We start from the raw sequence: 26,449 nt of genomic DNA on the forward strand, positions 1-26,449 counted from the left end.
CCCGCTCAGCTTGAGGAAAGCCGGGCGCGCCATCGACGCGCCCGCACCGTGAAGGGATCAGATAGCCGGATCCTTGACGGCATCCGGGGTCTCGAACTTCGTGCCGAACCATTTCTCCTGCAGCGTCGCCATGCGGCCGTCGCCCTTCATCTTGATGAGCGCTGCGTCGATGGCGTCCATCAGCGGGGCGAAATCGGCATCCTTGCGGCCGACAAAGCCGAAATAGGTCTTCTTGCCGAAGGCTGGCGTCACGACTTCAAACATGCCGGCGCGCTGCTTCGCAACGAAGGCGATGTTGGGCAGCGAGTTGGCGACGGCGACGACGCGGCCAGCCGCCATGTCGGCATAGGCGTCGTTGAAGGCCGGATATTCGCGGATGTCGACCTTGGTCGGCAGCGTCGCGGAAAACTCGGTCAGCTGGGCGAGCTGAGCTGTCGCCTTGCCGACGCCGACGGCCTTGCCGGCGATGTCTTCCGGCTTGGTGATCGATGCATCGCCAGCCTTCTTGAGGATGGCGACTGTCGCTTCGGCGATCGGTGCGGTGAACCGGTAGCGTTCCATGCGTGCCTTGGTGATCGTTGCCGGACCGGCGACGACGTCAAACTTGCCGGCTTCGAGGCCAGGCAGAACGCCTTCCCACGGCAGGGCCACCCATTCGATCTTGACGCCGAGTTCCTTGCCGACTTCAGCGAAAAGATCGACGTTCAGACCGGAATGCTTGCCTGCGTCGATGAAATCGAAGGGAGCGAACGCGGTTTCGGTGCCCACCTTCATCACGCCGGCGGCCTTGACCTTGGCAAGAACGTCGTCCGCATGGGCGGAGACGCTCGCGCCGAACAATACTGCGGCGCCGAGAGCCGCCTTGAGGAAATATCTCTTCTGCATCATGATGACTCCCGTTGAAACTGGCGTGAAGCGCCGTCCCGCAGCGCTGTTCCCCGTTTTGGCTGCTTGTTGCAGCGCCTTTTGACTATACAAATAGAACCAGCGGCGCCATGGCTGTCAATCGTTCCTGAACAAATTTTTTGCATGCCCAATCGGAAGGCACACGCGGCCGATGGCCTTCTGCGGCGTTTGCCATTTGCAATTGCGGATGCCGCGGTTTATGCCGCTCGCCTTTGCCTGCCGATAGCGCAATCCCGAGACCGACATGATGTCCACGATCCTTCGGCGTTTCGCCGCCTATTATCGCCCCCATACGCGGCTGTTCGTTCTGGACTTCTCCTGCGCTGTGGTGTCAGGCCTGCTGGAACTGGCGTTTCCGGTCGCTGTGACGCTGTTTATCGACCGGCTGCTGCCGACCCAGCAGTTCGGCCTGATCGCGCTCGCGGCCGCCGGCCTGCTGGTCGTCTATCTCCTCAATGCCGGGCTGCAGGTGGTGGTGACCTACTGGGGCCACATGCTTGGCATCAACATCGAGACCGAGATGCGTCGAAAAGCCTTCGACCATCTGCAGAAGCTGTCCTTCGGCTACTTCGACAACGAACGGACCGGCCGGCTGGTGGCGCGGCTGACAAAGGATCTGGAAGAAATCGGCGAGGTCGCCCATCACGGGCCGGAAGACCTGTTCATCGCCATCATGACGCTGATCGGCGCGTTCTGGATCATGGCCTGGGTGCATCTGCCGATGGCGCTGATGGCGGCGATCATCGTGCCGCTCACCGCCTTTCTCACCAGCCACTACGGCCAGCGCATGACGGTCACCTGGCGGGCGCTCTATGGACGGGTCGCAGATTTCAACACCCGCATCGAATCCAATGTCGGCGGCATTCGTGTCGTCCAGGCATTTGCCAACGAGGATCACGAGCGCCGGCTGTTCGAACAAGACAACAGTCAGTACCGCGACACAAAGCTGCAGGCCTACCGTTTCATGGCGGCCTCCACCTCGCTCACCTACCTGTCGATGCGTTTCGTGCAGGTGGTGATCATGCTGGCAGGCGCCTGGTTCGTCACCCAAGGATCGCTCAGCGCCGGAGGGTTTGTCGGCTTCCTGCTGCTGGTCAACGTCTTCCTACGGCCGATCGAAAAGATCAACTCGGTGATCGAGACCTATCCGAAGGGCATTGCCGGCTTCCAGCGCTATCTCGGCTTCCTCGATCAGCAGCCGGACATCATCGACCGGCCGGACGCGCGCTCAGCCGGCCGGCTGCAGGGCGACATCGCCTACCGCAAGGTCAACTTCGGCTACGCCAACGGCCGCAAGGTTCTCGACGGCATCGATTTCACCGTGCGGGCCGGCGAGATGATCGCCTTCGTCGGGCCGTCCGGCGCCGGCAAGACGACCCTCTGTTCGCTCCTGCCGCGCTTCTACGAGGTGTCCGCCGGCGCGATCACCATCGGCGGCATCGACGTGCGGGACATGACGCTCAAATCCTTGCGAAGCAATATCGGCATCGTCCAGCAGGACGTCTTCCTGTTCGCCGGCACGATTCGCGAGAACATCGCCTATGGCCGGCTCGATGCCAGCGAAGCGGACATCCTGCAGGCGGCACACCGGGCACGGCTCGACGATGTGATCCAGGCGCTGCCGGACGGGCTCGACACGGTGATCGGCGAACGCGGCGTGAAGCTGTCGGGCGGACAGAAGCAACGCCTGGCAATCGCCCGGATCTTCCTCAAGAACCCGCCGATCCTGATCCTCGACGAGGCGACCTCGGCGCTCGACACCGAAACCGAACGGGCGATCCAGGCATCGCTTGCGGAACTGTCGGTTGGTCGCACGACGCTGGTCATCGCCCACCGGCTGGCGACCATCGCCAAGGCTGACCGGATCATGGTTGTCGAGCACGGCCGCATCGCCGAGGAAGGCAGCCATGCCGACCTGCTGGCGCGGCCAGACGGTCTCTACCGCCGGCTGCACCACATCCAGGTCGAAGGGGTGATGAATGGGGTCGGCGATCCGGCGATGGATGCCGCAAGGCCGGCCTCGTGAAGACGACGCCCGCGGGCTGCCGGCAGCGCCTCGGCCACATGCCGTAGCGACGGCAGACCCCGCTTGCATAGCTGCCTTTCGGCCAGCCCGGTTTGCGCTGGCCGATGGACCTCGTATATATTCGCTTCCCTGACCTCGGCCGCCCATCGGGCCCGCCGCGGCCCCCCGCCGGACGCCGATGACAGACTGCTGATGGAAAAAAGCCTACTCCGCTATATCTGGAACCATACGCGCCCGCAGCAGATCTGGATCCTGGCGATCGTTCTGCTGTCGATGATCCCGTATTTCGCGGCCTTCGACCTGCCGAAGCAGATCATCAACGGCCCGATCCAGGGGCAGGGGTTCGAATCGCCGGACGCCACTGCGCTTTACCTGGAGTTCGACTTCACGGTTCCGTTGCTCAACCTGAACTTCTCGTTCGAGGGGTTCGAGCTCGATCGCCTGTCGATGCTGATGGCGCTCAGCGGCGTGTTCCTGCTGCTGGTGGTCATCAACGGCCTCTTCAAGTTCTACATCAACACCTACAAGGGCCGGCTCGGCGAGCGGCTGCTGCGACGTGTCCGCTACGAATTGGTCGACCGGGTGCTGCGCTTTCCACCGAGCGTGCTGAAGCAGGTTCACGGTGCCGAGATCTCGACGATGGTCAAGGACGAGGTGGAACCGTTCGGCGGCTTCACCGGCGACGCCTTCGTGCAGCCGGCGATGCTCGGCGGCCAGGCGGCGGCGGCGCTGTTCTTCATCTTCCTGCAGAATTTCTGGCTGGGGCTGATCGCCGCGGTGATGGTCGCCCTGCAGGTCGGCATCATCCCGAAAATGCGCCGCCGGCTGATCGATCTCGGGCGTCAGCGGCAGATCACGGCGCGCCATCTGGCCGGCAAGGTCGGCGAGATCGTCGATGGCATCGAGACCATCCACGCCTACGACACCTCCAATTACGAGCGCGCCGATATCGCCCACCGTCTCGGGCTGATCTTCAAGATCCGGTACGACCTCTACCGGTGGAAATTCCTGGTCAAGTTCGTCAACAACTTCCTGTCGCAGCTGACGCCGTTCCTGTTCTATTCGATTGGCGGCTACTTTGCCCTGCGCGGTTCGCTCGACGTCGGTCAGCTGGTCGCCGTCATCAACGCCTACAAGGACCTGCCGGGGCCGCTGAAGGAACTGATCGACTGGGACCAGGCCCGCCAGGACGTGCAGGTGAAATACGAGCAGGTGCTGGAGCAGTTCGAGCCCGGGCAGTTGATCGATCCGTCGCTGCATGCGCTGGCGACGACGACGCCGACCCACGGCAGCGGGCCGCTGGTCGCCCACAACGTGACGATCGTCGACGGCAGCGGCGCGAAGGTGGTGCAGAACGCCAACATCCGCATCGAACGCGGCGAGACGATCGCCATTATCGACAATCTTGGCAACGGCGCCGAGGCGCTGGCCGAAGCGTTCGGCCGTCTCGTCTGGCCGGTTTCCGGCCGTATCACGCTCGCCGAGACCGATCTTCTGGAGCTGCCGGAATCGGTCGCCGGACGGCGGATTTCCTACGTCTCCGGCGACAGCTATTTCTTCCACGGCAGCCTCAGGGACAATCTTCTGTACGGCCTCAAGCACGCACCGATGACGACGGTCAGCTACTCAGGCCGCGAGGCGGTGCAGCGCCAGTGGGAGATGCGTGAAGCGCAACTGGCGATGAACAACGACTACGACCTGAACGCCGACTGGATCGACCGGCGCTCGACCTCCGTGCTGCATGGCTCGGACGACGACATGGAGCAGTCGCTGGTGCGGGCCCTGGATGCGGTGCAACTGACCAACGAGGTCATGGAACTGGCGCTGCATTCGTTCTTCAACCCGGAAGACGATCCGGCCTTCGCGGAGCGGGTCGTCGAGGTGCGCCATGCGCTGCGCGAGGCGCTGCAGGCGGAAGGGCTCGGGCATATCGTTGCCCACTTCGATCCATCCGCCTACAATACCGAAGCCACCGTCGGCGAAAACCTGCTGTTTGCCGCGACACGCTTGTCGAGCACCGGCGAGGGCGACCTGTCGGAAAGCGACTACGTCTTCGACGTGCTGAAGGTCACCCGGCTGTTCGACATGCTCTACGACATGGGCCTGACGATTGCCGAGAACCTCGTGGAAATCTTTGGTGGCCTGCCGCCGGACCACCCGTTCTTCCAGCAACTGGACCAGATCACCGCCGAAGACATCACCTATTACCAGCAGTTGCTGTTGCGCCAGCAGGCACGAGGCAATCAGAATGCCACCGACGACGAGGCGCGCGCGGTGGTGCGCCTCAGCCTCCACTACATCGAGCCGCGCTATCGTTTCGGCGTCCTAACCGAGGAGATCCAGAATGCCGTGGTGGCGGCGCGCGACCAGTTCTACGCCAGCCTGCCGCCGGAACTGCACGATCGCATCGAACGCTACGACCCACACCGCTACATGGCGGCTGCGACGCTGCGCGAGAACGTGCTGTTTGGCAAACTGTCCTACCGGGTGCCGGACGCGCCGGCCAAGGTGCGCCCGGTTGCGGCGCGCATCGTTAGGGAAAAAGGCCTGTTCCAGAATTTCCTGGCGCTCGGACTGAACTTCGACGTCGGTGCCGGCGGACGACGCCTGACGCTCTCGCAGCGACACAAGCTCAGCCTTGCAAGGGCACTGGTCCGCCGTTCCGATTTTTACATCTTCAACAGGGCGCTTCCGGGTCTCGACAGACGAATGCAGGAGGAAATCGTCTCAGCGGTGCTTGATTTCGTCCGTGAGCAAGACAATGATCCATCAATCGTATGGGTTCTTTCGAACACATCGCTGTCACGATTGTTTCATCGAGTAATCGTATTCGATCGGGGGACGGTGGTCGAAGACGGAACCTTCGAGGCGCTGGACAAAGAGAGTGGGATATTCAAGTCGCTGGTCGCATGACCCTTTGCCGGCCGGCGCACATACGAATGGTGGACGCCATGATGCTCGACGACGAAGTACAGATGCTGCGGAACGTCTCCTATTTCGGGAAGGTCGACCCATGCAAGCTGAAGCTGATGGCGTTTTCGTCGGACCGGGTCTGCTATAATCCGGGTGAAGTCCTGTTCAGCCAGGGCGATCAGGCCGATGCTGCCTATGTCATCCTGCGCGGCGAAGCCGAGCTCTGGGTCGGGTCGGCATCCGTCGACATCAAGATCGGCACGGTCGGCCCGCAGTCCATCGTCGGCGAAATGTGCCTGCTCCGTGACGCCCCGCGGGCGGCGACCGTCAGAGCCTCAGGCGAGGTCGAGGCGCTGCGTATCAACAGGGACTGCTTCTTCCGGGTGATTGCCGACAATCCGCGCATCGGTATCGAAGTCAGCCGCGCGCTGGCCGAGACGCTGCGCGACCAGGCGATCCAGCTGCAGGCGCCGATGGCGAAAGCAACCGAGCCCAGCCACTGAGGCCCGGCTCGCAACACGCGCGAATCTCCGAATACGTTCTGTCCTTAGACCCGCCGGTAGTGGAAGTATCGGCCTTCCTCGATTGTCGGCAGCTGCGGCAGACGTGACAGTTGCGGATGATCGAGCGCCAGGCCGCTCACCGCGTAGCCGCCCGGCTGCAGCATCCCGGCCACCATCTGCGGCAGCCAGGTCAGCGTGATGGCGTCCTTGTCGTCATAGCCGGTGCCGATATCGGCATGCACAAGTGCTGCGCCGCTGCCGACGAATGCCTGTCCGCTGTCCCTGATCTCACCCTCGACGAAATCCTCCGGCGCCGGCGTTCCGGATGCGTGCGCGGCGAGCTTGCGGTCGAAGGCGACGATCCGGCGCCCGGGAAAGTTCTCCCGGAGATGGCTGAAGGTGCGGCCGTTGCCGAGCCCGATCTCGAGGACCGGTCCCTCTACCGGCAGGTCCGGCAGGTCGCGCACGTGGTTCAAGAGGTCCCGTTGCGCGCTCATGCGGTTGATGAAACTGTCCAGTCTGCTCACGAAACTCTCCGATCTGGGCGTGAAGTCGCTCGGTCCTAAGCCTTCACCAGCCTGTCGCTGTCGATGCCGCGACGGGCAAAGGCGTTGCGGGTGTCGACGATCAGCTGCGCGGACTTGGCCAGCGCCTGGTAGTCGATCTGGTCGTGGTCGGTTGCAATGACCACCGCATCGAAACCGGCAACCGTTTCGGGCGTCAGCGCGACCGAGCGACGACCCTTGAGGTGGCCGTATTCACGGGTGCGCGGCACCTCGTCAATGAACGGGTCGTGGTAGCTGACATCCGCCTGCCGCTCGAGCAGCAGTTCCATCAGCCGCAGCGACGGGCTTTCGCGGATGTCCGGCACGTTCTTCTTGTAGGCTAGGCCGAGCACCAGCACCTTGGAGCGGCTGAGCGCCCGCCCGAGCCGCCGGTCGAGCGCCTCGGCCAGCTTTTCCACCACATAGCGCGGCATGGCCGTGTTGATTTCGCCGGCAAGCTCGATGAACCGTGTCGGCTGGTCGTATTCCCGAGATTTCCAGGTGAGGTAGAAGGGGTCGATCGGGATGCAGTGGCCGCCGAGCCCTGGCCCCGGATAGAACGGCATGTAGCCGAACGGCTTGGTCTTCGCCGCGTCGATGACGTCCCAGACGTCGATCCCCATGGCGTCGTAGACGAGCTTCAACTCGTTGACGAGGGCGATGTTGACGGCGCGGAAGACGTTTTCCGTCAATTTCACGGCTTCCGCAGTGCGAGTGTTGGATACGGGAACGATGGTCTTCACCACGGCACCGTAAAAGGCCTGCATCAGTTGCGAGGCGACCTCGCCGTCGCCGGCAACCACCTTCGGGATGCTGGACGTGTCAAAATCGCGATTGCCGGGATCCTCGCGCTCCGGCGAATAGCCGAGATGGAAGTCGCGGCCGCAGACAAGCCCGCTGGTTTCCAGGATCGGCTTCATCACCTCTTCGGTGGTGCCGGGATAGGTCGTCGATTCCAGCACGATCAGCTGGCCGGGGCGCAGGTGGCGAGCGATGTCGCGGCAGGTGTTTTCGACGTAGCTCAGGTCGGGATCGCGGTGGCGCGTCAGCGGCGTCGGCACGCAGATGGCGATGACGTCGCAATCGCCGAGCAGCGCGAAGTCGACGGTCGCCGAGAACCGGCCGGCCTCGCACTGACTGGCGAGCACCTCGTTGGATACCGCGTCGATATAGCTTCGGCGCGCCTCGATCTGGGTGATCTTGTCGGGGTCGACGTCGAAGCCGATGACGGTGAAGCCGGCGCGCGCCATGCTCATGGCAAGCGGCAGGCCCACATAGCCGAGGCCGATGACACCGGCTTTCGCAGTTCTGTCATGGATGGCGGCGAGAAGATCCGGCCTCGTCTTGTTCTGTTCGTCCACCTGGATCGCTCCGCATGAGGATGGCATTTCGGCTCCTCAGTTGAGAGGCCGACGATCTCCTGTCAAGATCACGGAAGGTCGCGCCGGGTCAACCCGGCTGCGGGAACCGGTCGCCCGCCTGCGGCGCTTCGTGGTGGACCTCACAGAAAACGACGCCGCCTGTGCTTGCATTTTACCGCCGGTCCGCGCCATCTGCGCTGCATGAAGATCGCCTTTTACGCGCCCTTGAAAGCACCCGACCATCCGGTTCCCTCCGGCGACCGGCTGATGGCCCGCCAGCTTGTGGAGGCGCTGACCCTCTCCGGTCACGATGTCGGCCTGGTGTCGCGGTTGCGCAGTTTTTCCGCGACGCCCGATGTCTTGCCGGACGATCTGCAGGCGGCCGAGATGGAGATCCAGCGGGTCGCCTCCAGCTTCGCGCGCGATGGCTTGCCGGATTTGTGGTTCTGCTACCATCCCTATTACAAGGCGCCTGACAGGCTGGGGCCGGTCCTCGCGCGACGGTTCGGTTTTACCTATGTAACCTGTGAAAGCTCCTACTCAGGCCGGCGCAACATCGGTGGCTGGGCGCAGTCGCAATCACTGGTGCGCGACGGTGCGGCGCAGGCAGCGGTCAACATCTGCCTCACCGAGCGGGATCTTCGCGGACTTCGCGAGGCAGTGCCGGAGGGCCGCTTCGCGCGGCTGGCGCCGTTCATCGAGCCCCGGCCTTTCCTCGTTCGGGATCCGCAGCCGCGGTCGAAGCATATGGTTACGGTGGCGATGATGCGGTCCGGCGACAAGCTGAGCAGCTACATGGCCCTGGCAGAGAGCCTCTCGCAGATGCTCGACATCGACTGGCACCTGACGATCGCCGGTGACGGTCCGGCGCGGGGAGAGGTGGAAGCGGCGTTCGCCGGCATTCCCGCTGCGCGCCTCACATGGGCCGGCGAGCTTGGACCCGATCAGGTGGCGCAGCTGCTCTCCACCGCCGCGCTCTATCTCTGGCCGGGCCACGGCGAGGCCTACGGTCTTGCTTATCTCGAAGCGCAGGCCGCCGGCGTGCCGGTCATCGCCGAAGCGGTGGCGGGCGTGCCCGAGGTGGTCGCCGACGGTCAAACCGGAATACTGACGCCGCCCGGCGATCGTCACGCCTATGCCGTGGCCATCCGGGAGGTCCTGGACAATGAGAACCGACGCCAAATCCTGTCGGGTGAGGCCCGCCGGTTTGTTCGCGAGGAACGGTCGATGGCTGCGGCGGCGCAGCGGCTCGACGACATCATTCGCACCCATGTTGGAGGCACAGCATGACTCGCGCATTGTTCAGGCAGGCTCTCGACGATCTCGCGACGAAGGGTGCGACGGTAAACCTCTGGCTGCGTGACGACGATGCCGTCATCCCGACGCCGGCACTCGCAACACTGCTTGATCTGACCGAACCGCAGGGCGTGCCTCTGACGCTCGCGGTCATTCCCGAGGAGACTGACCACGCGCTTGCCGAGCATCTGGCACGGCGTGATCGTGTATCGGTGGCGGTCCATGGCTGGTCGCATCGCAGCTACAGCCAACCACCTGCCAAGAAGCAGGAGCTTGGGCTTGACCGGCCGTCTGAGGTCGTTCTGGTCGAGCTGGCGCAAGGCTTCGACAAGCTCTCGGCGCTTTACGGAGAGCAGCTTCTGCCGATGCTGGTGCCGCCGTGGAACCGCATCGCGTCACAGATCGTCGAGCAGCTGGCGGGCCTCGGCTTCGAGTGCTTGTCGGTGTTCGGTCGCGAAAAGCCGGCGCCGCTGCCGCTCATCAACACGCATGTCGACGTGATGGACTGGCGCGGCACGCGGGGCGGGCGCCCGTCGGACGAGCTATTCGGCGATCTTGCGGCGATCATCAATGGCGGGCAGCGGCCAGCCGCCATCGGCATCCTCACCCACCATCTGGTGCACGATGCGCAGGCTTGGGCCTTCCTCGGCGAACTGATCGCGGAGACTTCAGGTCATCCCGCCTGCCGCTGGGTTTCGGCACGCGACGTGATCGCCACGACGTGATCCCGGGCTACCAGGATTTCCAGTTGATCAGCAGGCCGCCCTTCTCGTCCAGGGCTTTCGCCCGTGCCGCCTCGACCTGCTCGAACGGTGCCTTGCGCTCGAGGTTGGAGGCAACGAAATCCGCATCCGGCATGGAGAAACTCGTACCGCGAAACACCAGCGTCAGGATCAGCGGACCGGTCGACCACCAGGCGGGACCTTCCGGCAGCAGCCGGACCGCTTCCGGCAGGATATCGAGAAGTCGCGCGAAGGCGGGATGACCAGCCGGCGCCGCGAGAAACGAGTTGGTCAGCAGCAGGCTTCCCATGCCGGTGTTGCGCGGCGTCTCCTCGGCGAGCGCCGTCAGACCCGTCAGCGGCAGCAGATCGGCAAAGCTCACATCGTCTCGGGCGGGATACCAGTCGCAATCGAGGTAGATACCGCCCTCCGCCATCAGCACGGCATAGCGCGCCACGTCCACCGCGCCCGGAAAATCGCCCGCGGCGATCATCGCGGCAAAGCCGGCGTGATCGTAGACGCCGATGCGCGCCAGATCGTCCTCGCGCCACAGCCGGTATTCAAGACCGTTTGCCTCCGCATGGCGCCGCCACGCCTCGACGCCCGGCGGCACCGCAAGCGAACCGATCCATATCTGGTGGAGGATCCGCGGGACGGGCTGGCAATTGAAGCTGTTCATCAGCCGCCGCATCGTCTCGTCGGTCTGAGCGAGGGGCATCAGCAGCGCTGGCGGCGGCACGAGGCTGTACTGCAGGGAGACACGCTCGGCCGATCGGCCTTCCGCCTTGGCAAGCTTCAGATAGGTCGAATGCAGCTTGCGCGGCAGGCCGAGAGCGGTGCGGCTTCCAAGGCCCGCCAGTCCGTCGAGACGCTTATCCGCAGTGATCCGGTCGAGGAGCGCCCGGCCCTCCGCAAAACGCCCGTCTGCGATCATGGCCTTCGCCGCCTTCAGGTCTTGCAGCGCGGCCGGGAGGAGGGAGCAGTCTTTCATCGATCGAGGTTCCGGGCGAAGCGAAGGGTCGAAGCTTTCGTGCACGTTGTCAGAGGATCGTTCAAGCCATCATGACGATTTGCGTCGAGTGTCATGCTCCCGAAATCAATCTCGTTCAATTGAGCGTCAGCGAGCGGCTCCCGGCCACGGGGTTCGTCATGGACATGGACCATAGGCTGCGATACGGTTTGGCAAAACAGTGGGAACAACAAGGGAAACGGGGCGGCCAAAAGGCGCGTCAAGCAGTTTCCGGGATATTGACTGGATGAGTGCACGCACAGATCTGCTCCGGGTCGAAGGGCTGTCTGTCTCCTTCCCCTTGTGGGGAGGAAGTATCGAAGCCGTAAAGAATATCAGCATGCGCGTGCGGCCCGGCAGGGTGACCGCTCTCGTCGGCGAATCCGGGTCCGGCAAGTCGGTCCTCGGGCGCGCGATCATGGGCATCGAGACCGACACCGCGCAGATCACCGGCAGCGTCTTCTTCGACGATCCGCGGACCGGCGAGAAGATCGATCTCCTCAGCCTGCCTGCCGATGGCCGGACCATGCGCGGCATTCGCGGCAACCGGATCGGCATGATCTTTCAGGAGCCGATGACCTCGTTCTCGCCGATGCACACGATCGGCAACCAGATCGAGGAGGCGCTGCGCATCCATTCGGTGATGACGCCTTCCGAACGGCGCGAGCGCTGCGAGGAAATGCTGAGCCTCGTCGGCTTTCCGGAGCCGGTGCGGGCCTTCGACATGTATCCGTTCGAGCTGTCGGGCGGCATGCGGCAGCGTGCAATGATCGCCATGGCGCTGATCTGCAAGCCGTCGCTGCTGATCGCCGACGAGCCGACTACGGCGCTCGACGTGACGATCCAGGCGCAGATCCTCAAGCTGCTGCGCGATCTGCAGTCCAAGCTCGGAATGGCGATGCTACTGATCACGCACGATCTGGGCGTGGTTGCCAGCATGGCTGACGAGGTGGTCGTGGTCTATCGCGGCGAGGTGATGGAGCAAGGGCCGGTCGAGGCGATCTTCCGGCGTCCGGGCCACGCCTATACAAAGGGGCTGATGGCCGCGGTTCCGGATTTCAACATGCCGCGCGACACGCGCCTCAAGCCGCTGCGGGAGATCCACGTGGAGACCGCGGGGCTTCTTGGAAAGCAGGCGCGCACGGCGCCGGCCGCGGCGGATGAGGTCATCCTCTGTGTTCGCAACGTGTCGAAATCCTTCACCTCCAAGCGCCGTGGCGGCTACGGCATGGGCAAGGCGCCGACGACGCTTGCCGTCAACGACGTCAGCTTCGACATCAGGCGCGGCGAGACGCTGGGGCTGGTCGGCGAGAGCGGCTGCGGCAAGACGACACTCAGCAAGATCCTCATGCGCGGCGTCACCGCCGACCACGGCTCGGTCACCTACAATGGCGACACCGGCCCGGTCGATGTGCTGAACGCCGAAGGCAGCGCGCTCACCATGCTGCGCCGGCGCATCCAGATGGTGTTCCAGGATCCGGTATCCTCGCTGTCGCCACGCATGACGGTGCGCGGCATCGTCAGCGAACCGCTGGAAATTCACCAGCGCGGCGACGGCAAGAGCCGGTTGGAGGCCGTTCAGCGGCTGATCCGCGCCATCGGCCTGCCGGAGAGTGCCCTCAGCCGCTATCCTCACAGTTTCTCCGGCGGCCAGCGGCAGCGCATCGGCATCGCCCGGGCGCTGGCGCTCGGCCCGGACCTGCTGATCTGCGACGAGCCGGTGTCTGCCCTCGACGTGTCGATCCAGGCGCAGATCCTCAACCTGATGAAGGACCTGAAGAAGGACCTCGGCCTCACCTACCTGTTCATTTCGCACAATCTGGCTGTGGTGGATTACATGGCCGACCGGGTTGCGGTCATGTATGCGGGACGCATCGTCGAGATCGCGCCCTGCGAAATCATTATGCGCCATCCGGTTCATCCCTACACGAAGAAGCTGCTGGCGGCCGTGCCGCTGCCCAACCTCGACAGCCCGATGGATTTCGCCGCCATCGGCCAGCCGAGCGCCGAAGCCAAGCGTCTCTGGGCCCGCCAGTTCCAGTCGGAGGCGGAGAACGATCTGACGCATGCCGATCTCGGTGACGGACATTTCGTGCTGGCCCGCCGCAATGTCGATGCGCGGGAGTTGCGCCGATGATCTCGCGTCGCCAGACCCTCGCGCTGCTTGCCGGAACCCTCGTGCCGCGGTCGGTACTTGCCGCCGCCTATCAGGATTCGGATTTCCTGCGTGATCCGAAGGCCGCCAAGCCGCTGCAGCCGGTTGCCGAGCGTTTGCCGAAGGTGCCGCGCGTCGTCAACATGGCTGCCAAGGGCATGCTGCCCGGCAAACATGGCGGCACGCTGCGCATGCTGATCGGCGGCCAGCGCGATATCCGCTACGTGCCGATCATCTCCTACTCGCGGCTGGTCGGCTATAACGAGCATCTGCAGCTAGAGGCCGATCTGCTGGAGCGCTTCGAGGTCGAGGACGAGCGCGTCTTTACCTTCCACCTGCGCGACGGCCATCGCTGGTCGGACGGCAGCGAGTTCACCGCCGAAGACTTCCGCTATGTGTGGGAGGACATGTTCCTCAACAAGAAGCTCTTCAAGGGCGGCATTCCGGCAAGCCTGAAGGTCGAGGGCAAGGGTCCGAAATTCGAGGTGATCGACCGGTTGACGGTCCGCTATACCTGGGAGAACGCCAACCCGATCTTTCTTGCGGACGTGGCCTCGCCGTCGCCGCTACGGCTGATGCAGCCCTCGGCCTATCTGAAGCAGTTCCACCCCACTTACCAGGACAAGGCCAAGCTCGACGCGCTGATCGTCAGCGAAAAGGCGGCCGACTGGGTGGCGCTGCACCAGAACAAGTCGCGCACCGTGCGTCCGGAAAATCCGGATCTCCCGACGCTTGACGCCTGGTGCAACCGCACGGCACCTCCATCCGGCCGCTTCGTCTTCGAGCGCAATGCCTATTACCACCGGGTAGACGAGAACGGCCGCCAGTTGCCCTATGTCGACCGCCTGTTGCTCGACATCAGCTCGTCCGACCTGATTGCCGCCAAGACCGGCACCGGCGAGGCCGACCTGCAGTTCACCAATCTCGATTTCTCCGATTACACGTTCCTGAAGAACGCCGAGCAGCGCTATCCGATGGTCGTCAATCTGTGGAAGCGGATCCAGGGGTCGCGCGTCTGTCTCATCCCCAATCTCAACTGCCGGGACGACGTCTGGCGCAATCTCTGGCGCGATGCACGGGTGCGCCGCGCGCTGTCTCTCGCGATCAACCGGGCGGAGATCAACAAGGCGGTGTTCTTCGGCCTGGCCAAGGAAAGCTCCAACACGATCCTGCCGGCAAGCCCGCTGTTCAAGCCGGAGTATCGTGATGCGTGGTCGGCTTTCGATCCGGACACGGCCGATCGGCTGCTGGACGAAGCAGGGCTCGACAAGCGCGGCCCCGAAGGTCTTCGGCTGCTCCCCGACGGCCGGCCGGCAAAGATCGTCGTCGAGACTGCCGGCGAGCATTCGGCCGAGGCAGACGTGCTGGAACTGGTCAACGACCAGTGGTCGCGGGTCGGCATCAAGATCTACCTGCGCGCATCGCAGCGCGAACTTTTGCGCCGCCGCGTCAAGGGCGGCGAGACGATCATGACCGTCGGCATGGGGCTCGACAATGGCGTCCCGTCGGCCGACATGGCCCCCAACGAGCTGGCGCCGACGACCGACGACCAGCTGCAGTGGCCGCTCTGGGGGCTGCATGCCCTGTCCGGTGGCAGCGACGGCCGCGCGCCGGACCTGCCGGAGGCGATCGCCCTCTTCGAACTGCTGGAGGCCTGGCGCGGCGCTGCCGCCGCCGAGGACCGCGAAAAGATCTGGCACCAGATGCTTCACCTATACACCGACCAGGTCTTCACCATCGGCACCGTGAACGCGACGCTGCAGCCGATGGTGCGCGCCAGAACGCTGCGCAACCTGCCGGATGAGGGTCTCTACGGGTTCGATCCCATGTCCTATCTCGGCGTCTACATGCCCGACAGCTTCTGGTACGATGCCGATGCGTGACCTTCTCCGCTACATCCTCTGGCGCATGCTGGTGATGATCCCGACGCTCGGGCTGATCTCGCTGTTGATCTTCACGATCATCCAGCTGCCGCCCGGCGACTATTTCGAAAGCTATGTCGAGGAGCTGAAGGCGATCGGCGAGAAGGCCGACATGGAGCAGATCGAGGATCTGCGGGCCCGCTACGGCTTCGACAAGCCGATGCCGATCCGCTACCTCAACTGGGTCGGTGGCATGATCGTCGGCGATTTCGGCTATTCATTCGAATACCGGATGCCGGTTCAGGACGTCGTCGGTGACCGCATGTGGCTGACCATCCTCGTCTCCACCGTCACCATCATCCTCACCTGGCTGCTTGCCTTCCCGATCGGCATCTATTCTGCGACGCATCAGTACAGCTGGGGCGACTACGGACTGACGCTGCTCGGGCTGATCGGCCTTGCCGTGCCGAATTTTGTCCTGGCGCTGATCCTGATGTATCTCGCCAACATCTGGTTCGGCACCTCGATCGGCCACCTGATGGACCAGAAGTACCTCTCCGAGCCGATGAGCTGGGACAAGATGCTTTCGATCCTCGAGCACATCTGGATACCGGTCATCATCATCGGCACCGCCGGCACTGCCGGGATGGTGCGCCGGGTGCGCGCCAATCTGCTCGACGAACTGCACAAGCAGTATGTGATGACGGCCCGGGCCAAGGGTCTCCACCCGTTCCGCGTGCTGATCAAGTACCCGCTGCGCATGTCGCTGAACTTCTTCATCTCCGACATCGGCTCCATCCTGCCGTCGATCATTTCCGGTGCCGAAATCACGGCCGTCGTGCTGTCGCTGGAAACCACCGGCCCGATGCTGATCCGGGCGTTGCAAAGCCAGGACATGTATCTTGCGGGGTCCTTCCTGATGTTCCTCGCCTTCCTGACGGTCATCGGTGTGCTGGTGTCCGACATCGCGCTCGCTTTGCTCGATCCCCGGATCCGCCTTCAGGGAGGGAGCACGAAGTGACGACCACCACCGATCCCCGGACCGACGACCTGCCGCATTACGTGCGCGACACACCGTTCGACCCGTACGCCGACGACAAGATCCTGACGTCCTCGCCGCTCGATCAGGCGTCGCAGCTGCGGCTCATGTGGTGGCGCTTCAAGCGGCACCGGCTGGCGTTGATCTCCGGCATCGCGCTTCTCGCCGCCTACCTGATGATCGTCATCGTCGAGTTCCTGGCGCCCTATACCGTTCACACGCGCAACATCGACTTCATCTTCGCACCGCCGCAGCGCGTCCACCTGTTCCACGAGGGCGACTTTGTCGGTCCCTTCGTCTACGGCCAGAAGATGACGCTCGACATGCAGACGCTGCGGCGCGTTTATGACAACGATCCGGCCGACATCCAGCGATTGCGGTTCTTCTGCCGCGGCGAAGCCTACAAGTTCTGGGGTGTCGTCGACAGCAACCTGCATTTCGTCTGCCCGGCTGAGAACGGCCAGATGTTCCTGCTCGGAACGGACCGGCTCGGCCGCGACATCTTCACGCGCATCCTCTACGGGGCGCGTATCTCGCTCACTATCGGCCTTCTCGGGGTGATGACGAGCTTCGTTCTCGGCATCGTGATCGGCGGTCTCGCCGGCTACTGGGGCGGCTGGTTCGATCTCATCGTCCAGCGGATGATCGAAGTCCTCCAGTCGATCCCCACCATTCCGTTGTGGCTGGCACTGGCGGCAATTATGCCGGTCGACTGGAGCCCGCTGTTCGTCTATCTCGGCATCACATTCATCCTCGGCCTCCTGGACTGGACAGGGCTGGCGCGTGCGGTGCGCTCCAAGCTTCTGGCGCTTCGCGAAGAGGATTACGTGCTGGCGGCGCAGCTTATGGGAGCCGGCAGCGCCCGCATCATCGGCCGCCATCTGGTGCCCGGCTTCATGTCGCACCTGATCGCCAGCGCGACGCTGACCATACCCGGCATGATCCTTGGCGAAACGACGCTGTCCTTCCTCGGACTTGGCCTGCGCGCGCCGATTACCAGCTGGGGTGTCCTGCTCACGGAAGCGCGAACAGTGAGTGTACTGGCGCTCTATCCATGGCTGCTATTTCCCGTTTTGCCCGTGATTTTCGTGATCCTCGCCTTCAATTTCCTTGGGGACGGTCTTAGAGATGCCGCCGACCCGTATAAATGAGATACTCGGATTGCGCGTCGCGTCTTCCGGCATTCGGATCCTAAGGAGAATACTGAGCATGCCGAGACGACTGGGAAACGCTCGTATCCTGATGTACAGCCACGACACCTTCGGGCTTGGGCATCTCAGGCGATGCCGCACGATCGCCCATTCGCTGGTCGAGGATTACCGCGGCCTCAACGTGCTGATCATTTCCGGGGCGACGATCGCCGGTGCCTTCGACTATCGGGCGCGGGTCGATTTCGTCAAGATTCCGAGCGTCATCAAACTGCGCAACGGCGAATACACGTCGATGGACCGTCATATCGATCTCCACGAGACGATGAAGATGCGCCAGTCGATCATCCGGCACACCGCCGAAACCTTCGAGCCGGACGTCTTCATCATCGACAAGGAGCCGCTCGGGCTACGCGGCGAAGTGGAAGACACGCTCGTCTACCTGAAGACCAAGGGCACGACGCTGGTTCTTGGCCTGCGCGACGTGATGGATGCGCCGCATCTCCTGGAGGCGGAGTGGAAGCGCAACGACGTGCTGCGCAAGATCGGCAATCTCTACGACGACGTCTGGGTCTATGGGCCGCCGGAATTCTATGATCCGCTGACCGGCATCGACGTGCCGCCCTGCGTCCGCTCGAAGATGAATTTCGTCGGCTTCCTGCAGCGCAAGGCATCGCTGGAGCCGTCGACGTCGCAGCCGGGACGCGAGGACTACCTGCTGGTGACGACCGGCGGCGGCGGCGACGGTGCCGACCTCGTGCGCGACGTAATCGCCGCCTACGCGGCAGATCCGACGCTCACCCACAAGGCGGTCATCGTGCTCGGTCCGTACATGTCTGGCGAACAGCGCAACCATTTCCACGAGGCCTGTGTCGGACACCCGCACATCGAGATCATCGAATTCGACAATCGCATGGAAGATCGCATCGCCGGCGCCAAGGCGGTTGTCGCGATGGGCGGCTACAACACCTATTGCGAGATCCTCTCCTTCGACAAGCCGGCGCTGATCGTGCCGCGCACACAGCCGCGCGAGGAACAGCTGATCCGCGCCACCCGGGCTGCCGAACTCGGTCTCGTCGACATGCTGTCGCCGGAGGAATCCACCGACAGCCTGCGTTTTGCCGCTGCCATCAAGGACGTGCTGCGTCGCGAGGCGCCGTCCGTCAGTGCGCCCGACCTGCAGCTTGAAGGACTTCCGAACATTTCGCGCATCGTCGCCGACTGGTTCAACCGCAAGGGCGAGCATCACCTGTCCCTCGCGCAGGGCTGACGGCCGTGCACCGAAAGAAGAAGATCCTCGTCCTCCTGAAGGGCTATCCCCGGCTGTCGGAGACCTTCATCGCCCAGGAGCTTCTCGGCCTCGAGCGGGCGGGCTTCGAACTCGAGCTGGTGGCGATGCGCCGTCCGACCGACCGCAAACGGCACCCGGTGCATGACGAGATCCGCGCCAGGGTCTGGTACCTGCCCGAGTATCTGCACCAGGAACCGCTGCGCGTCCTGAAGGCGCTCTGGAAGGTCCGCCGGCTGCCGGGCTTTGCACGCGCCTTAGCCGCCTTCAGAAACGACCTGCGCCGCGACGTGTCGCGCAACCGGGTCCGCCGGTTCGGCCAGGCGGCAGTCCTCATCGCCGAATGGCCGCAGGCGGCCGAATGGCTGCACGTGCACTTCATCCATACGCCCGCGTCCGTCGCCCGCTATGCCAGCATCATCGGCGGCGTGCCGTGGACGGTCTCCGCGCATGCCAAGGACATCTGGACCTCGCCCGACTGGGAGCTGGAAGAGAAGCTGCAGCATGCGGACTGGGCGGTGACCTGCACCCGCGTCGGCTACGACCACCTGACGCTGCTGTCCCGCGGCCGCAACAACGTCAATCTCAGCTATCACGGCCTGGACCTCACGCGCTTCCCGCCGTTCGAAGGTACGCGCAGCCGCCGCGACGGCAGCGATGCGGCGGATCCGGTCCGTCTGCTCAGCGTCGGCCGGGCGGTAAAGAAGAAGGGCTATGACGTGCTGCTACGGGCGCTGGCAAAGCTCCCCGCCGACCTTCAATGGCAGCTTGTCCATATCGGCGGCGGCGACGAGCTGAAGGTGCTGAAGCCGCTGGCGACGGAACTGGGTCTTGAAGGACGGATTACCTGGAAGGGTGCCCTCGATCAGAAGGACGTGCTGGCGCATTACCGCGACAGCGACCTTTTTGCACTCGCCTGTCGGATTACCGCCGACGGTGACCGGGACGGGTTGCCGAACGTCATGGTCGAGGCCGCGAGCCAGGGCCTGCCGGTGGTGTCGACGACGGTGTCGGGCATCACCGAACTGTTCGAGAACGAGGAGAACAGCCTGCTTGTTGCCCCCGACGCGCCCGACCCGTTGGCGCTGGCCCTCGAGCGGATGATCCGCGATCCTGACCTGCGCCACCGGCTTGCCGGGAGTGCAGAACGGAAGGTGCGCAGCGACTTCGATTACCGCAACAGCATCCGCGACCTAGAGCGGCTGTTTGCCGCCAGCTGGGCCGGGAAAGGCGCGTAAAGCCAGATGACCACGCCCCGTCGCATTCTCTTCTACGTGCAGCATCTGCTGGGTATCGGTCACCTGGTGCGGGCAAGCCGCGTCGCACAGGCGATCTACGCGGCGGGCATGGAGGTGACCATGGTCACCGGCGGCTCGGCCGTCGCCGGTTTCCCGGCCCCAGGGATCAGGCATGTCGCACTGCCGACGATCCTCGCCTCGAACAGCAACTTCTCGGGCCTTGCGGACGGCACCGGCGCACCCGTCGATGACGCGTACCGCGAACAGCGGACACGGGCGCTGCTCGAGGTCTTCGAGACCACCCGGCCGCATGCGGTGATCATAGAGGCCTTTCCTTTCGGCCGCCGACAGATGCGGTTCGAACTCCTCCCGCTGCTCGACGCGATCGAGGCTGCCGATCCGCGCCCGCTGCTATTCAGCTCGGTGCGCGACATCCTGCAGGAGAACCGCAAGCCCGGACGCGACGAGGAGACCGCCGACCTGGTGGGCCGTCATTTCGATGGCGTGCTGGTCCACGGCGATCCGAACTTTGTGCGCCTGGACGACACGTTTCCGTTTGCGGGGCAGATCTCGGCCAAGGTTCATTACACGGGGCTGGTGGCGCCCGAGCCGCCCGTACCATCCGCCGACCGCTTCGACGTGGTGGTTTCCGCCGGCGGTGGCGCCGTCGGTGCCGAGCTTCTGGAAGCAAGTCTCGGCGCTGCCCGCATCCTTGCAGACGGCCGAAGCTGGTGCCTGATTGCCGGCCCCAACCTTCCCGGAGACGATTTCGTCCGCCTCGAAGCGATGGCACCGGACACCGTCACGCTCGTGCGCTTCCGTCCCGACTTCCCGAGCCTGCTGATGAATGCCGAGGTGTCGGTGTCACAGGCTGGATACAACACGGTCTGCGATCTGCTGCGGGCCAAGTGCGCGGCAGTGCTGGTGCCCTTCGCCTCCGGAGGTGAAACGGAGCAGACCGTGCGGGCGCAAAAGCTTGCCGCGCTGGGCTTCGCGCAGGTGGTTCCCGAACACGCGCTCGACAGCGACCGGCTGGCGCGCGCCATCGTTGCGGCTCGATCCGGCATCGCGCGACCGACGGTCGCCGTTGCCCTAGACGGCGCACAACAGACGGCGCGGCTCCTTCAGGACCTCATCGACAGCCGGTCGACATCAGGCCGCTGACGCGCAATTCACGAATATTTCGCATTACTAAAGTACACTTAAAAGTCATCGTCGTATTTTTGCGGTCGTGTTTAAGTTCATTTAAGTGATTCGACCGCTAAGGAAGGTCAGCGATTCCTTCCGACAATCTTGAGATAACTTCCCATGTCTGCATTCGACCGTTCCGGTGTTTTCGATCTGGCGCCGATCGCCATGTGGATGGAAGATTTTTCGCAGGTGAAGGCACAATTCGACGCGTGGCGTCGGGCAGGTGTCTCCGACATCCGCTCGTTCCTGAGGGAAGATCTGTCGCGGGTGGCGCTGTGCGCCGGCAAGATCCGCATCATCGACGTCAACGCCAGAACGCTTGAGCTTTTTGGTGCGTCGAGCCGCCAGCAGCTCGTCGACAATATTGGCCGCGTGTTCCGCGACGAAATGCTGGAAAGCCACATAAACGAGCTTTCCGCGCTGTTCGACGGCGAGACGCAGTTCGTCGGCAGCGGCGTCAACTACACCCTGACCGGGCAAAGGCTGGATATCCAGCTGCGTGGTTCGGTCATGCCGGGTCACGAGGCAACCCTCGACCGGGTGCTGCTGACCACCGAGGACGTCACCGAGCGCGAGCAGGCTCGGCGGGCCGAGCACCAGAACCGGCAATATGCCGAGGGCATCTTCGAGCATTCGCCGGTCTCGCTATGGGTCGAGGATTTCAGCAGCATCAAGGCCCTGCTGGACGAACTGCGCGATCGCGGCATCGTCGACTTCCGCGTCTTTACCGACGTGCATCCGGAATTCGTGCGCCAGTGCATGAGCGAGATACGGGTCATCGACGTCAACCGCGCGACGCTCGATCTGTTCTGCGCCGAAGATCGCCGCACGCTGCTTCACCGTCAGGGCGAGATTTTCCGCGACGAGATGGAGAAGCATTTCAAGGAGCAGCTGATCGACCTGTGGAACAACAACCTTTTCCACCAGCGCGAAGTCGTGAACTATGCCCTTGATGGGTCGGCGCGCCACGTGCTGCTGCAGTTCTCCGTCCTTCCCGGCCACGAGGACGACTGGTCGCTGGTGCAGGTGGCGCTGACCGACATCACGGCGCGCAAGAAGGCAGAGGCTTATCTCGAATATCTCGGCAAGCACGACGTCCTGACCAAGCTCCACAACCGCGCCTTCTACATGGACGAACTGAACCGCCTGGAACGCAAGTCGCTGCGTCCGGTTTCGGCGATGGTCATCGACCTCAACCGGCTGAAGGAAACCAACGATCACTTGGGCCATGATGCCGGCGATGCGCTGCTGCGCCGGATCGGCGAAGTGCTGAACGGTGCCGTATCGCGGCCGAACCATGCAGCCCGCATCGGCGGCGACGAGTTCGCCGTGCTGATGCCGGGGGCTGACCGGCAGGCGGCAGCCGCCATGGCCGACACGATCATGGAACTGCTGAAGATCAACAACCAGTTCTACTCGAACGCTCCGCTGTCCATTTCCATAGGCCTTGCAACGAGCGAGGACGGCGAGAAGATCGAAACCGTCGTCCGGCGTGCCGATGCGCTGATGTACGAGCACAAGCGGGCGCAGCAGCGCGTTCGGCCGGAACTCCTGCGCAGCAATGCCTGACGACCGACATTCGTCTGCGGCGGTGCCGGAATCATCACATCACACCACGAGTGGTTCTCGACCTGGATCCGTCGACGGGCGCGGTTGTCGTCTCGCGCCTTCCGGAACCTAACGTCGACTGGCGCGCTGATGAGGGGCTGGACCACCGGTTCGGCCCTTTGCCTGCGCATGCGGGCCAAATGTTGGAGATGAACTTGCACCTTCCCAAGAACACCGTGATCGCCGTTGCCGACGGCGAAAAGATCAGCCTGTTTCAGAACGAAGGCGATGGCGCCAACGTCAAGCTGAAGGCGCTCGCGACCCCGGACGTGGATGCATCCAAGATTACTTCGGGCGCACGCCATTCCAGCAGCGCCGCCAATCCGGGTGACAGCCAGCAGGACGAAGACGGCTTCAGCGGCGGTATCGCCGAGCTCCTCAACAAGCAGGTCCTCGACGGTCACATCAAGAACCTGGTGATCATTGCAGCGCCGCGCACGCTCGGTGAACTGCGGAAGCACTATCACAAGTCGCTGTCCGAGATCCTCATCGGCGAGATCGACAAGGATCTGACAGGACATTCCCTTCAGGATATCGAGAAGGCGCTGGCAAACTAGCGTTCTGACGGAGCCTCTGCCGCAGCGGCGTCAGAGGCTCCACCACTTTACGGTGGCTTTCCGCGGCCCCGTTGTTCTTCCTACCGATAGCGCGCGACCGCCAGGTCCTTGGTCTCGATATCGGCCTGTCGGCCGCCGACAATATCGGCGAGCACCTTGGCCGAGCCGCAGCTCATCGTCCAGCCGAGCGTTCCATGACCGGTATTGAGGAACAGGTTGCGCACTTTCGTCGCACCGATGACCGGCGTGCCGTCCGGCGTCATCGGCCGCAGCCCGGACCAGAAATTTGCCTTGGAGACGTCGCCGCCCGGGAACAGGTCGGTCACCGAATGCTCCAGCGTCCGGCGGCGAGCCTGTCCGAGGTCGTTCGTGTAGCCGGAGATTTCCGCCATCCCGCCGACGCGGATGCGATCGCCGAGCCGGGTGATGGCGATCTTGTAGGTCTCGTCCATGACCGTCGATTCCGGCGCCCGCGCCGCATCGACGATCGGAATGGTCAACGAATAGCCCTTCACCGGATAGACCGGCAGGTCGATGCCGTGTGGCTTGACGAGCAGCGGCGAGTAGCTGCCGAGCGCCACGACCACGGCGTCCGAGGCGACCAGCCCAGTATCCGTCATGACGCCCTTGACCTCTCCGGCCTCAACGTTCAGCGCCTTGATCTGCACGCCCCAGCGGAATGTCACGCCCATGCTGGTCGCTTTGTCGGCCAGGGCATTGGTGAACTTGAAGCAGTCGCCGGTTTCGTCCTTCGGCGTCAGCAGTCCGCCGACCATCTTGTCGCGGACATGGGCGAGCGCCGGCTCGACGCGGATGCAGCCATCCGGATCCAGCACCTCATAGGGAATGCCGTCTGCCGCCAGCGCCTTGACGTCCTTGGCCGATGCGTCGAGCTGTGCCTGTGTCCGGAACAGCTGCAGCGTTCCCTGCATGCGCTGATCGTAATCAATGTTGGTCTCCATTCGCACTTCGGCCAGCGCCAGACGGCTGTAATCGGCTAGCCGCAGCATGCGGCTCTTGTTGATCGCGTAGCGCTCGGAGGTGCAGTTGGAGAGCATCTTCAGCATCCACGACAGCATGGCCGCGTCGAGCTTCGGCCGCAGGATCAGCGGCGCGTGTTCCATGAACAGCCACTTCAGCGCCTTCTGGGGAATGCCCGGCGCCGCCCAGGGCGAGCAGTAGCCGAACGACACCTCGCCGGCATTGGCAAACGAGGTCTCCAGAGCCGGGCCCGGCTGCCGGTCGAGGACGGTGACCTCATGGCCGGCTTTCGCCAGGTAGTAGGCGGAGGTCACGCCGATGACGCCGGCTCCAAGAATGGTGATCTTCATCGTAGTGTCCCGTGACTGGTGGTTGGCTCAGCGGTAGCGGCGCAAGGTGCGATGGCCGATGCTGGTGAGGATCTCGTAGGGAATGGTGCCGGCGTCTTCCGCGACGTCTTCGATCGACTGCTGCGGACCGATCCACTCGACAAGGCTGCCGAGCTTCAGGGTGCCGGCCGGCAGGTCGGAGATATCGATGATCGTGCTGTCCATCGACACGCGACCGAGGATCGGCAGCCGGACGCCGTCGAAGTAGAAGGCGCCGCGATTGCTGAGCGACCGCAGCACGCCATCGGCATAACCGAGCGCCAGCGTCGCCAGCCGGCGCTCGCCTTCGGTCACATGGGTCGCGGCATAACCGACCGCTGTACCGGCCGGCACGATGCGCGTCTGCACGACAGCCGCCTCTATGGTCACGACCCGTTCCATAGGCCGCACCGGCAGGTCCGTTGGCCGCGCGCCGTAGAGCGCGATGCCGGGACGCACGAGAGCACCGCGGTAGTTCGGCCCAAGGAACGCGCCGCCCGAATTGGCAAACGACACCGGGACACCGGGAAACATGTCCTCGAACCGCAGCATGCTCTGTTCCTGGGCCGCGTTATGCGGATCCTCGGCATCGTCGGCGCAGGCGAGATGGCTCATGATGGCGCGCACGTCGATGCCGCTCAGCAGTGCCGGATCGGTGGCCAGCGCTTCCGCCTCCTCGGCCGCCATGCCCAGACGCGACATGCCGGTATCGAACTGCAGGAGGGCGGGCAGGCGACGCGACGCAAGCTGTGCAACCGAGCGCCAGCGGCCGATCTGCTCCAGGGAATTCAGCACCGGCACGATGTCGCGTGCGGCGCAGTCCGCCTCGACGCCGGGCTGCAGGCCGTTCAGGACGTAGAGCGTCGCATCTTGGGGAAGGCTCGGCCGCAGCGAGGTCGCCTCGTCGTACTGCGCTACGAAGAAATCCCGGCATCCTTCGCCATAGAGAACGGGGGCGATCGTGCGGGCACCGAGACCATAGGCGTCGGCCTTGACCACCGCTGCGGTCCTTGCCGGCGCCACCATCTCGGCGATATGCCGATAGTTGCGGCGCAGAGCGGCAAGATCGATTGTCAGGACGCCCGGCGGGCCGGTGGTCTCGCAGTCCGGGTTCGACAGAATGTCCATGGGCGAGACCTCACAAGCTCAATCCTGACAAAAGTGTAGCGTGAAGATCGTGCGCGTTCCGAGCAGATATTGCCGCTATCGCGCGTTCATGCTCATATCGCTCGAAATCTCAGCGCAAGGACGCATGAAGCGAGCATGAGCCCGACGATCGATGCCATAGACCGCAACATCATCAGACTGCTGCGGTTGGATGCCCGCATGAGCAGCGCCAAGATGGCCGAGATCGTCGGCCTTTCGCCGTCCGCCTGTCTCAGGCGGATCCGCATGATGGAACAGAGCGGCATCATCCGCGGCTATACGGCGCTGGTCGGCTCGGGCGAAGAGGGAAGCACGCTGGCGGTGATGATCAACATCACACTGGACCGGCAGACGGAGGATTCGCTCAATCGCTTCGAAGATGCGGTACGCAAGCATCCGGAAATCCGCGAGTGCTATCTGATGACCGGAGACTGGGACTATTTCCTGCGGGTCGAGGTGGAAAGCCCGAAGGAATTCGAGGCGATCCACACGGACATCCTGTCGAAGCTGCCGGGCGTCACGCGGATCCACTCCAGCTTCTCGATCCGCAACGCATTGTTGGCGCGCGGCCGCCGGGGCTAGCGGCA

The 26,449-nt window shown here is 63.9% G+C and carries 21 protein-coding genes; 15 read left to right on the forward strand and 6 right to left on the reverse strand.

Annotated elements, in window-relative coordinates; translation table 11 throughout:
• Window positions 1-57: 57 nt before the first annotated feature.
• Window positions 58-885: a transporter substrate-binding domain-containing protein gene (locus ACR65N_RS08515; protein ID WP_440456797.1), complete on the reverse strand. Its 828-nt coding sequence runs from the start codon at window positions 883-885 to the stop codon at window positions 58-60.
• Window positions 886-1,153: 268 nt separating this feature from the next.
• Between ACR65N_RS08515 and ACR65N_RS08520 the strand changes: the two genes are divergently transcribed.
• The 3 genes from ACR65N_RS08520 (at window position 1,154) to ACR65N_RS08530 (ending at window position 6,348) form a co-directional block, all read left to right on the forward strand.
• On the forward strand, window positions 1,154-2,932 hold the full coding sequence (locus ACR65N_RS08520) for an ABC transporter ATP-binding protein (protein WP_440456798.1): 1,779 nt from the start codon (window positions 1,154-1,156) through the stop codon (window positions 2,930-2,932).
• A gap of 192 nt (window positions 2,933-3,124) precedes the next feature.
• Window positions 3,125-5,845 carry an ABC transporter transmembrane domain-containing protein gene (locus tag ACR65N_RS08525; protein WP_440456619.1) on the forward strand — a complete coding sequence of 907 codons (2,721 nt, stop codon included), beginning with the start codon at window positions 3,125-3,127 and terminating at the stop codon, window positions 5,843-5,845.
• Between the two features lie 38 nt (window positions 5,846-5,883).
• Window positions 5,884-6,348 carry a cyclic nucleotide-binding domain-containing protein gene (locus ACR65N_RS08530; protein WP_430307101.1) on the forward strand — a complete coding sequence of 155 codons (465 nt, stop codon included), beginning with the start codon at window positions 5,884-5,886 and terminating at the stop codon, window positions 6,346-6,348.
• Window positions 6,349-6,392: 44 nt separating this feature from the next.
• Here ACR65N_RS08530 and ACR65N_RS08535 read toward each other — a convergent pair whose 3' ends face one another.
• Both ACR65N_RS08535 and ACR65N_RS08540 read right to left on the reverse strand, forming a co-directional pair.
• Window positions 6,393-6,875, reverse strand: coding sequence for a class I SAM-dependent methyltransferase (locus tag ACR65N_RS08535; protein WP_440456620.1), 483 nt, complete (start codon window positions 6,873-6,875; stop codon window positions 6,393-6,395).
• Window positions 6,876-6,910: 35 nt separating this feature from the next.
• Window positions 6,911-8,254: a nucleotide sugar dehydrogenase gene (locus ACR65N_RS08540; RefSeq protein ID WP_440456621.1), complete on the reverse strand. Its 1,344-nt coding sequence runs from the start codon at window positions 8,252-8,254 to the stop codon at window positions 6,911-6,913.
• 201 nt (window positions 8,255-8,455) lie between these two features.
• Here ACR65N_RS08540 and ACR65N_RS08545 point away from each other — a divergent pair, with 201 nt between their 5' ends.
• Together ACR65N_RS08545 and ACR65N_RS08550 are read left to right on the forward strand one after the other, a co-directional pair.
• Window positions 8,456-9,544 carry a glycosyltransferase family 4 protein gene (locus ACR65N_RS08545; protein WP_440456622.1) on the forward strand — a complete coding sequence of 363 codons (1,089 nt, stop codon included), beginning with the start codon at window positions 8,456-8,458 and terminating at the stop codon, window positions 9,542-9,544.
• Window positions 9,541-10,275 (forward strand): polysaccharide deacetylase family protein, encoded by a 735-nt coding sequence (locus ACR65N_RS08550; protein ID WP_440456623.1) that lies wholly within the window; start codon window positions 9,541-9,543, stop codon window positions 10,273-10,275. Before ACR65N_RS08545 ends, ACR65N_RS08550 begins: the two co-directional genes overlap by 4 nt.
• A 7-nt stretch (window positions 10,276-10,282) precedes the next feature.
• On the opposite strand, the gene ACR65N_RS08555 is transcribed toward ACR65N_RS08550, so the two are convergent.
• Window positions 10,283-11,263 (reverse strand): glycosyltransferase family 32 protein, encoded by a 981-nt coding sequence (locus ACR65N_RS08555; protein WP_440456624.1) that lies wholly within the window; start codon window positions 11,261-11,263, stop codon window positions 10,283-10,285.
• 265 nt (window positions 11,264-11,528) lie between these two features.
• Here ACR65N_RS08555 and ACR65N_RS08560 point away from each other — a divergent pair, with 265 nt between their 5' ends.
• From ACR65N_RS08560 to ACR65N_RS08600, 9 genes are all read left to right on the forward strand, one after another.
• Window positions 11,529-13,418: an ABC transporter ATP-binding protein gene (locus tag ACR65N_RS08560; protein WP_440456625.1), complete on the forward strand. Its 1,890-nt coding sequence runs from the start codon at window positions 11,529-11,531 to the stop codon at window positions 13,416-13,418.
• On the forward strand, window positions 13,415-15,319 hold the full coding sequence (locus ACR65N_RS08565; RefSeq protein WP_440456626.1) for an ABC transporter substrate-binding protein: 1,905 nt from the start codon (window positions 13,415-13,417) through the stop codon (window positions 15,317-15,319). The genes ACR65N_RS08560 and ACR65N_RS08565 overlap by 4 nt, the downstream gene beginning before the upstream one ends.
• Complete coding sequence (locus ACR65N_RS08570) at window positions 15,312-16,319, forward strand: ABC transporter permease (protein WP_430307112.1); 1,008 nt, start codon at window positions 15,312-15,314, stop codon at window positions 16,317-16,319. Before ACR65N_RS08565 ends, ACR65N_RS08570 begins: the two co-directional genes overlap by 8 nt.
• On the forward strand, window positions 16,316-17,488 hold the full coding sequence (locus ACR65N_RS08575; protein WP_440456627.1) for an ABC transporter permease: 1,173 nt from the start codon (window positions 16,316-16,318) through the stop codon (window positions 17,486-17,488). The genes ACR65N_RS08570 and ACR65N_RS08575 overlap by 4 nt, the downstream gene beginning before the upstream one ends.
• Window positions 17,489-17,546: 58 nt before the next feature.
• Window positions 17,547-18,755 carry a glycosyltransferase family protein gene (locus ACR65N_RS08580; protein ID WP_430307114.1) on the forward strand — a complete coding sequence of 403 codons (1,209 nt, stop codon included), beginning with the start codon at window positions 17,547-17,549 and terminating at the stop codon, window positions 18,753-18,755.
• A gap of 5 nt (window positions 18,756-18,760) precedes the next feature.
• Entirely contained in the window at window positions 18,761-20,011 is a 1,251-nt protein-coding gene (locus ACR65N_RS08585) for a glycosyltransferase family 4 protein (RefSeq protein WP_440456628.1), read from the forward strand.
• 6 nt (window positions 20,012-20,017) lie between these two features.
• Window positions 20,018-21,175, forward strand: coding sequence for a glycosyltransferase family protein (locus tag ACR65N_RS08590; RefSeq protein ID WP_440456629.1), 1,158 nt, complete (start codon window positions 20,018-20,020; stop codon window positions 21,173-21,175).
• Between the two features lie 144 nt (window positions 21,176-21,319).
• Complete coding sequence (locus tag ACR65N_RS08595; protein ID WP_440456630.1) at window positions 21,320-22,771, forward strand: sensor domain-containing diguanylate cyclase; 1,452 nt, start codon at window positions 21,320-21,322, stop codon at window positions 22,769-22,771.
• Between the two features lie 194 nt (window positions 22,772-22,965).
• A complete protein-coding gene (locus tag ACR65N_RS08600; RefSeq protein WP_430307118.1) occupies window positions 22,966-23,367 on the forward strand; it encodes a host attachment family protein in 402 nt (133 codons plus the stop codon).
• 80 nt (window positions 23,368-23,447) lie between these two features.
• Here ACR65N_RS08600 and ACR65N_RS08605 read toward each other — a convergent pair whose 3' ends face one another.
• Together ACR65N_RS08605 and alr are read right to left on the reverse strand one after the other, a co-directional pair.
• Window positions 23,448-24,698, reverse strand: a complete 1,251-nt coding sequence (locus ACR65N_RS08605) for a D-amino acid dehydrogenase (RefSeq protein WP_440456631.1) — start codon at window positions 24,696-24,698, stop codon at window positions 23,448-23,450.
• Window positions 24,699-24,725: 27 nt separating this feature from the next.
• On the reverse strand, window positions 24,726-25,844 hold the full coding sequence (alr, locus tag ACR65N_RS08610) for an alanine racemase (protein ID WP_440456632.1): 1,119 nt from the start codon (window positions 25,842-25,844) through the stop codon (window positions 24,726-24,728).
• Window positions 25,845-25,979: 135 nt separating this feature from the next.
• Between alr and ACR65N_RS08615 the strand changes: the two genes are divergently transcribed.
• Entirely contained in the window at window positions 25,980-26,444 is a 465-nt protein-coding gene (locus ACR65N_RS08615) for an Lrp/AsnC family transcriptional regulator (protein ID WP_440456633.1), read from the forward strand.
• The last annotated feature ends 5 nt before the right edge of the window (window positions 26,445-26,449 follow it).

Source organism: Rhizobium sp. SAFR-030 (genome assembly GCF_059415005.1).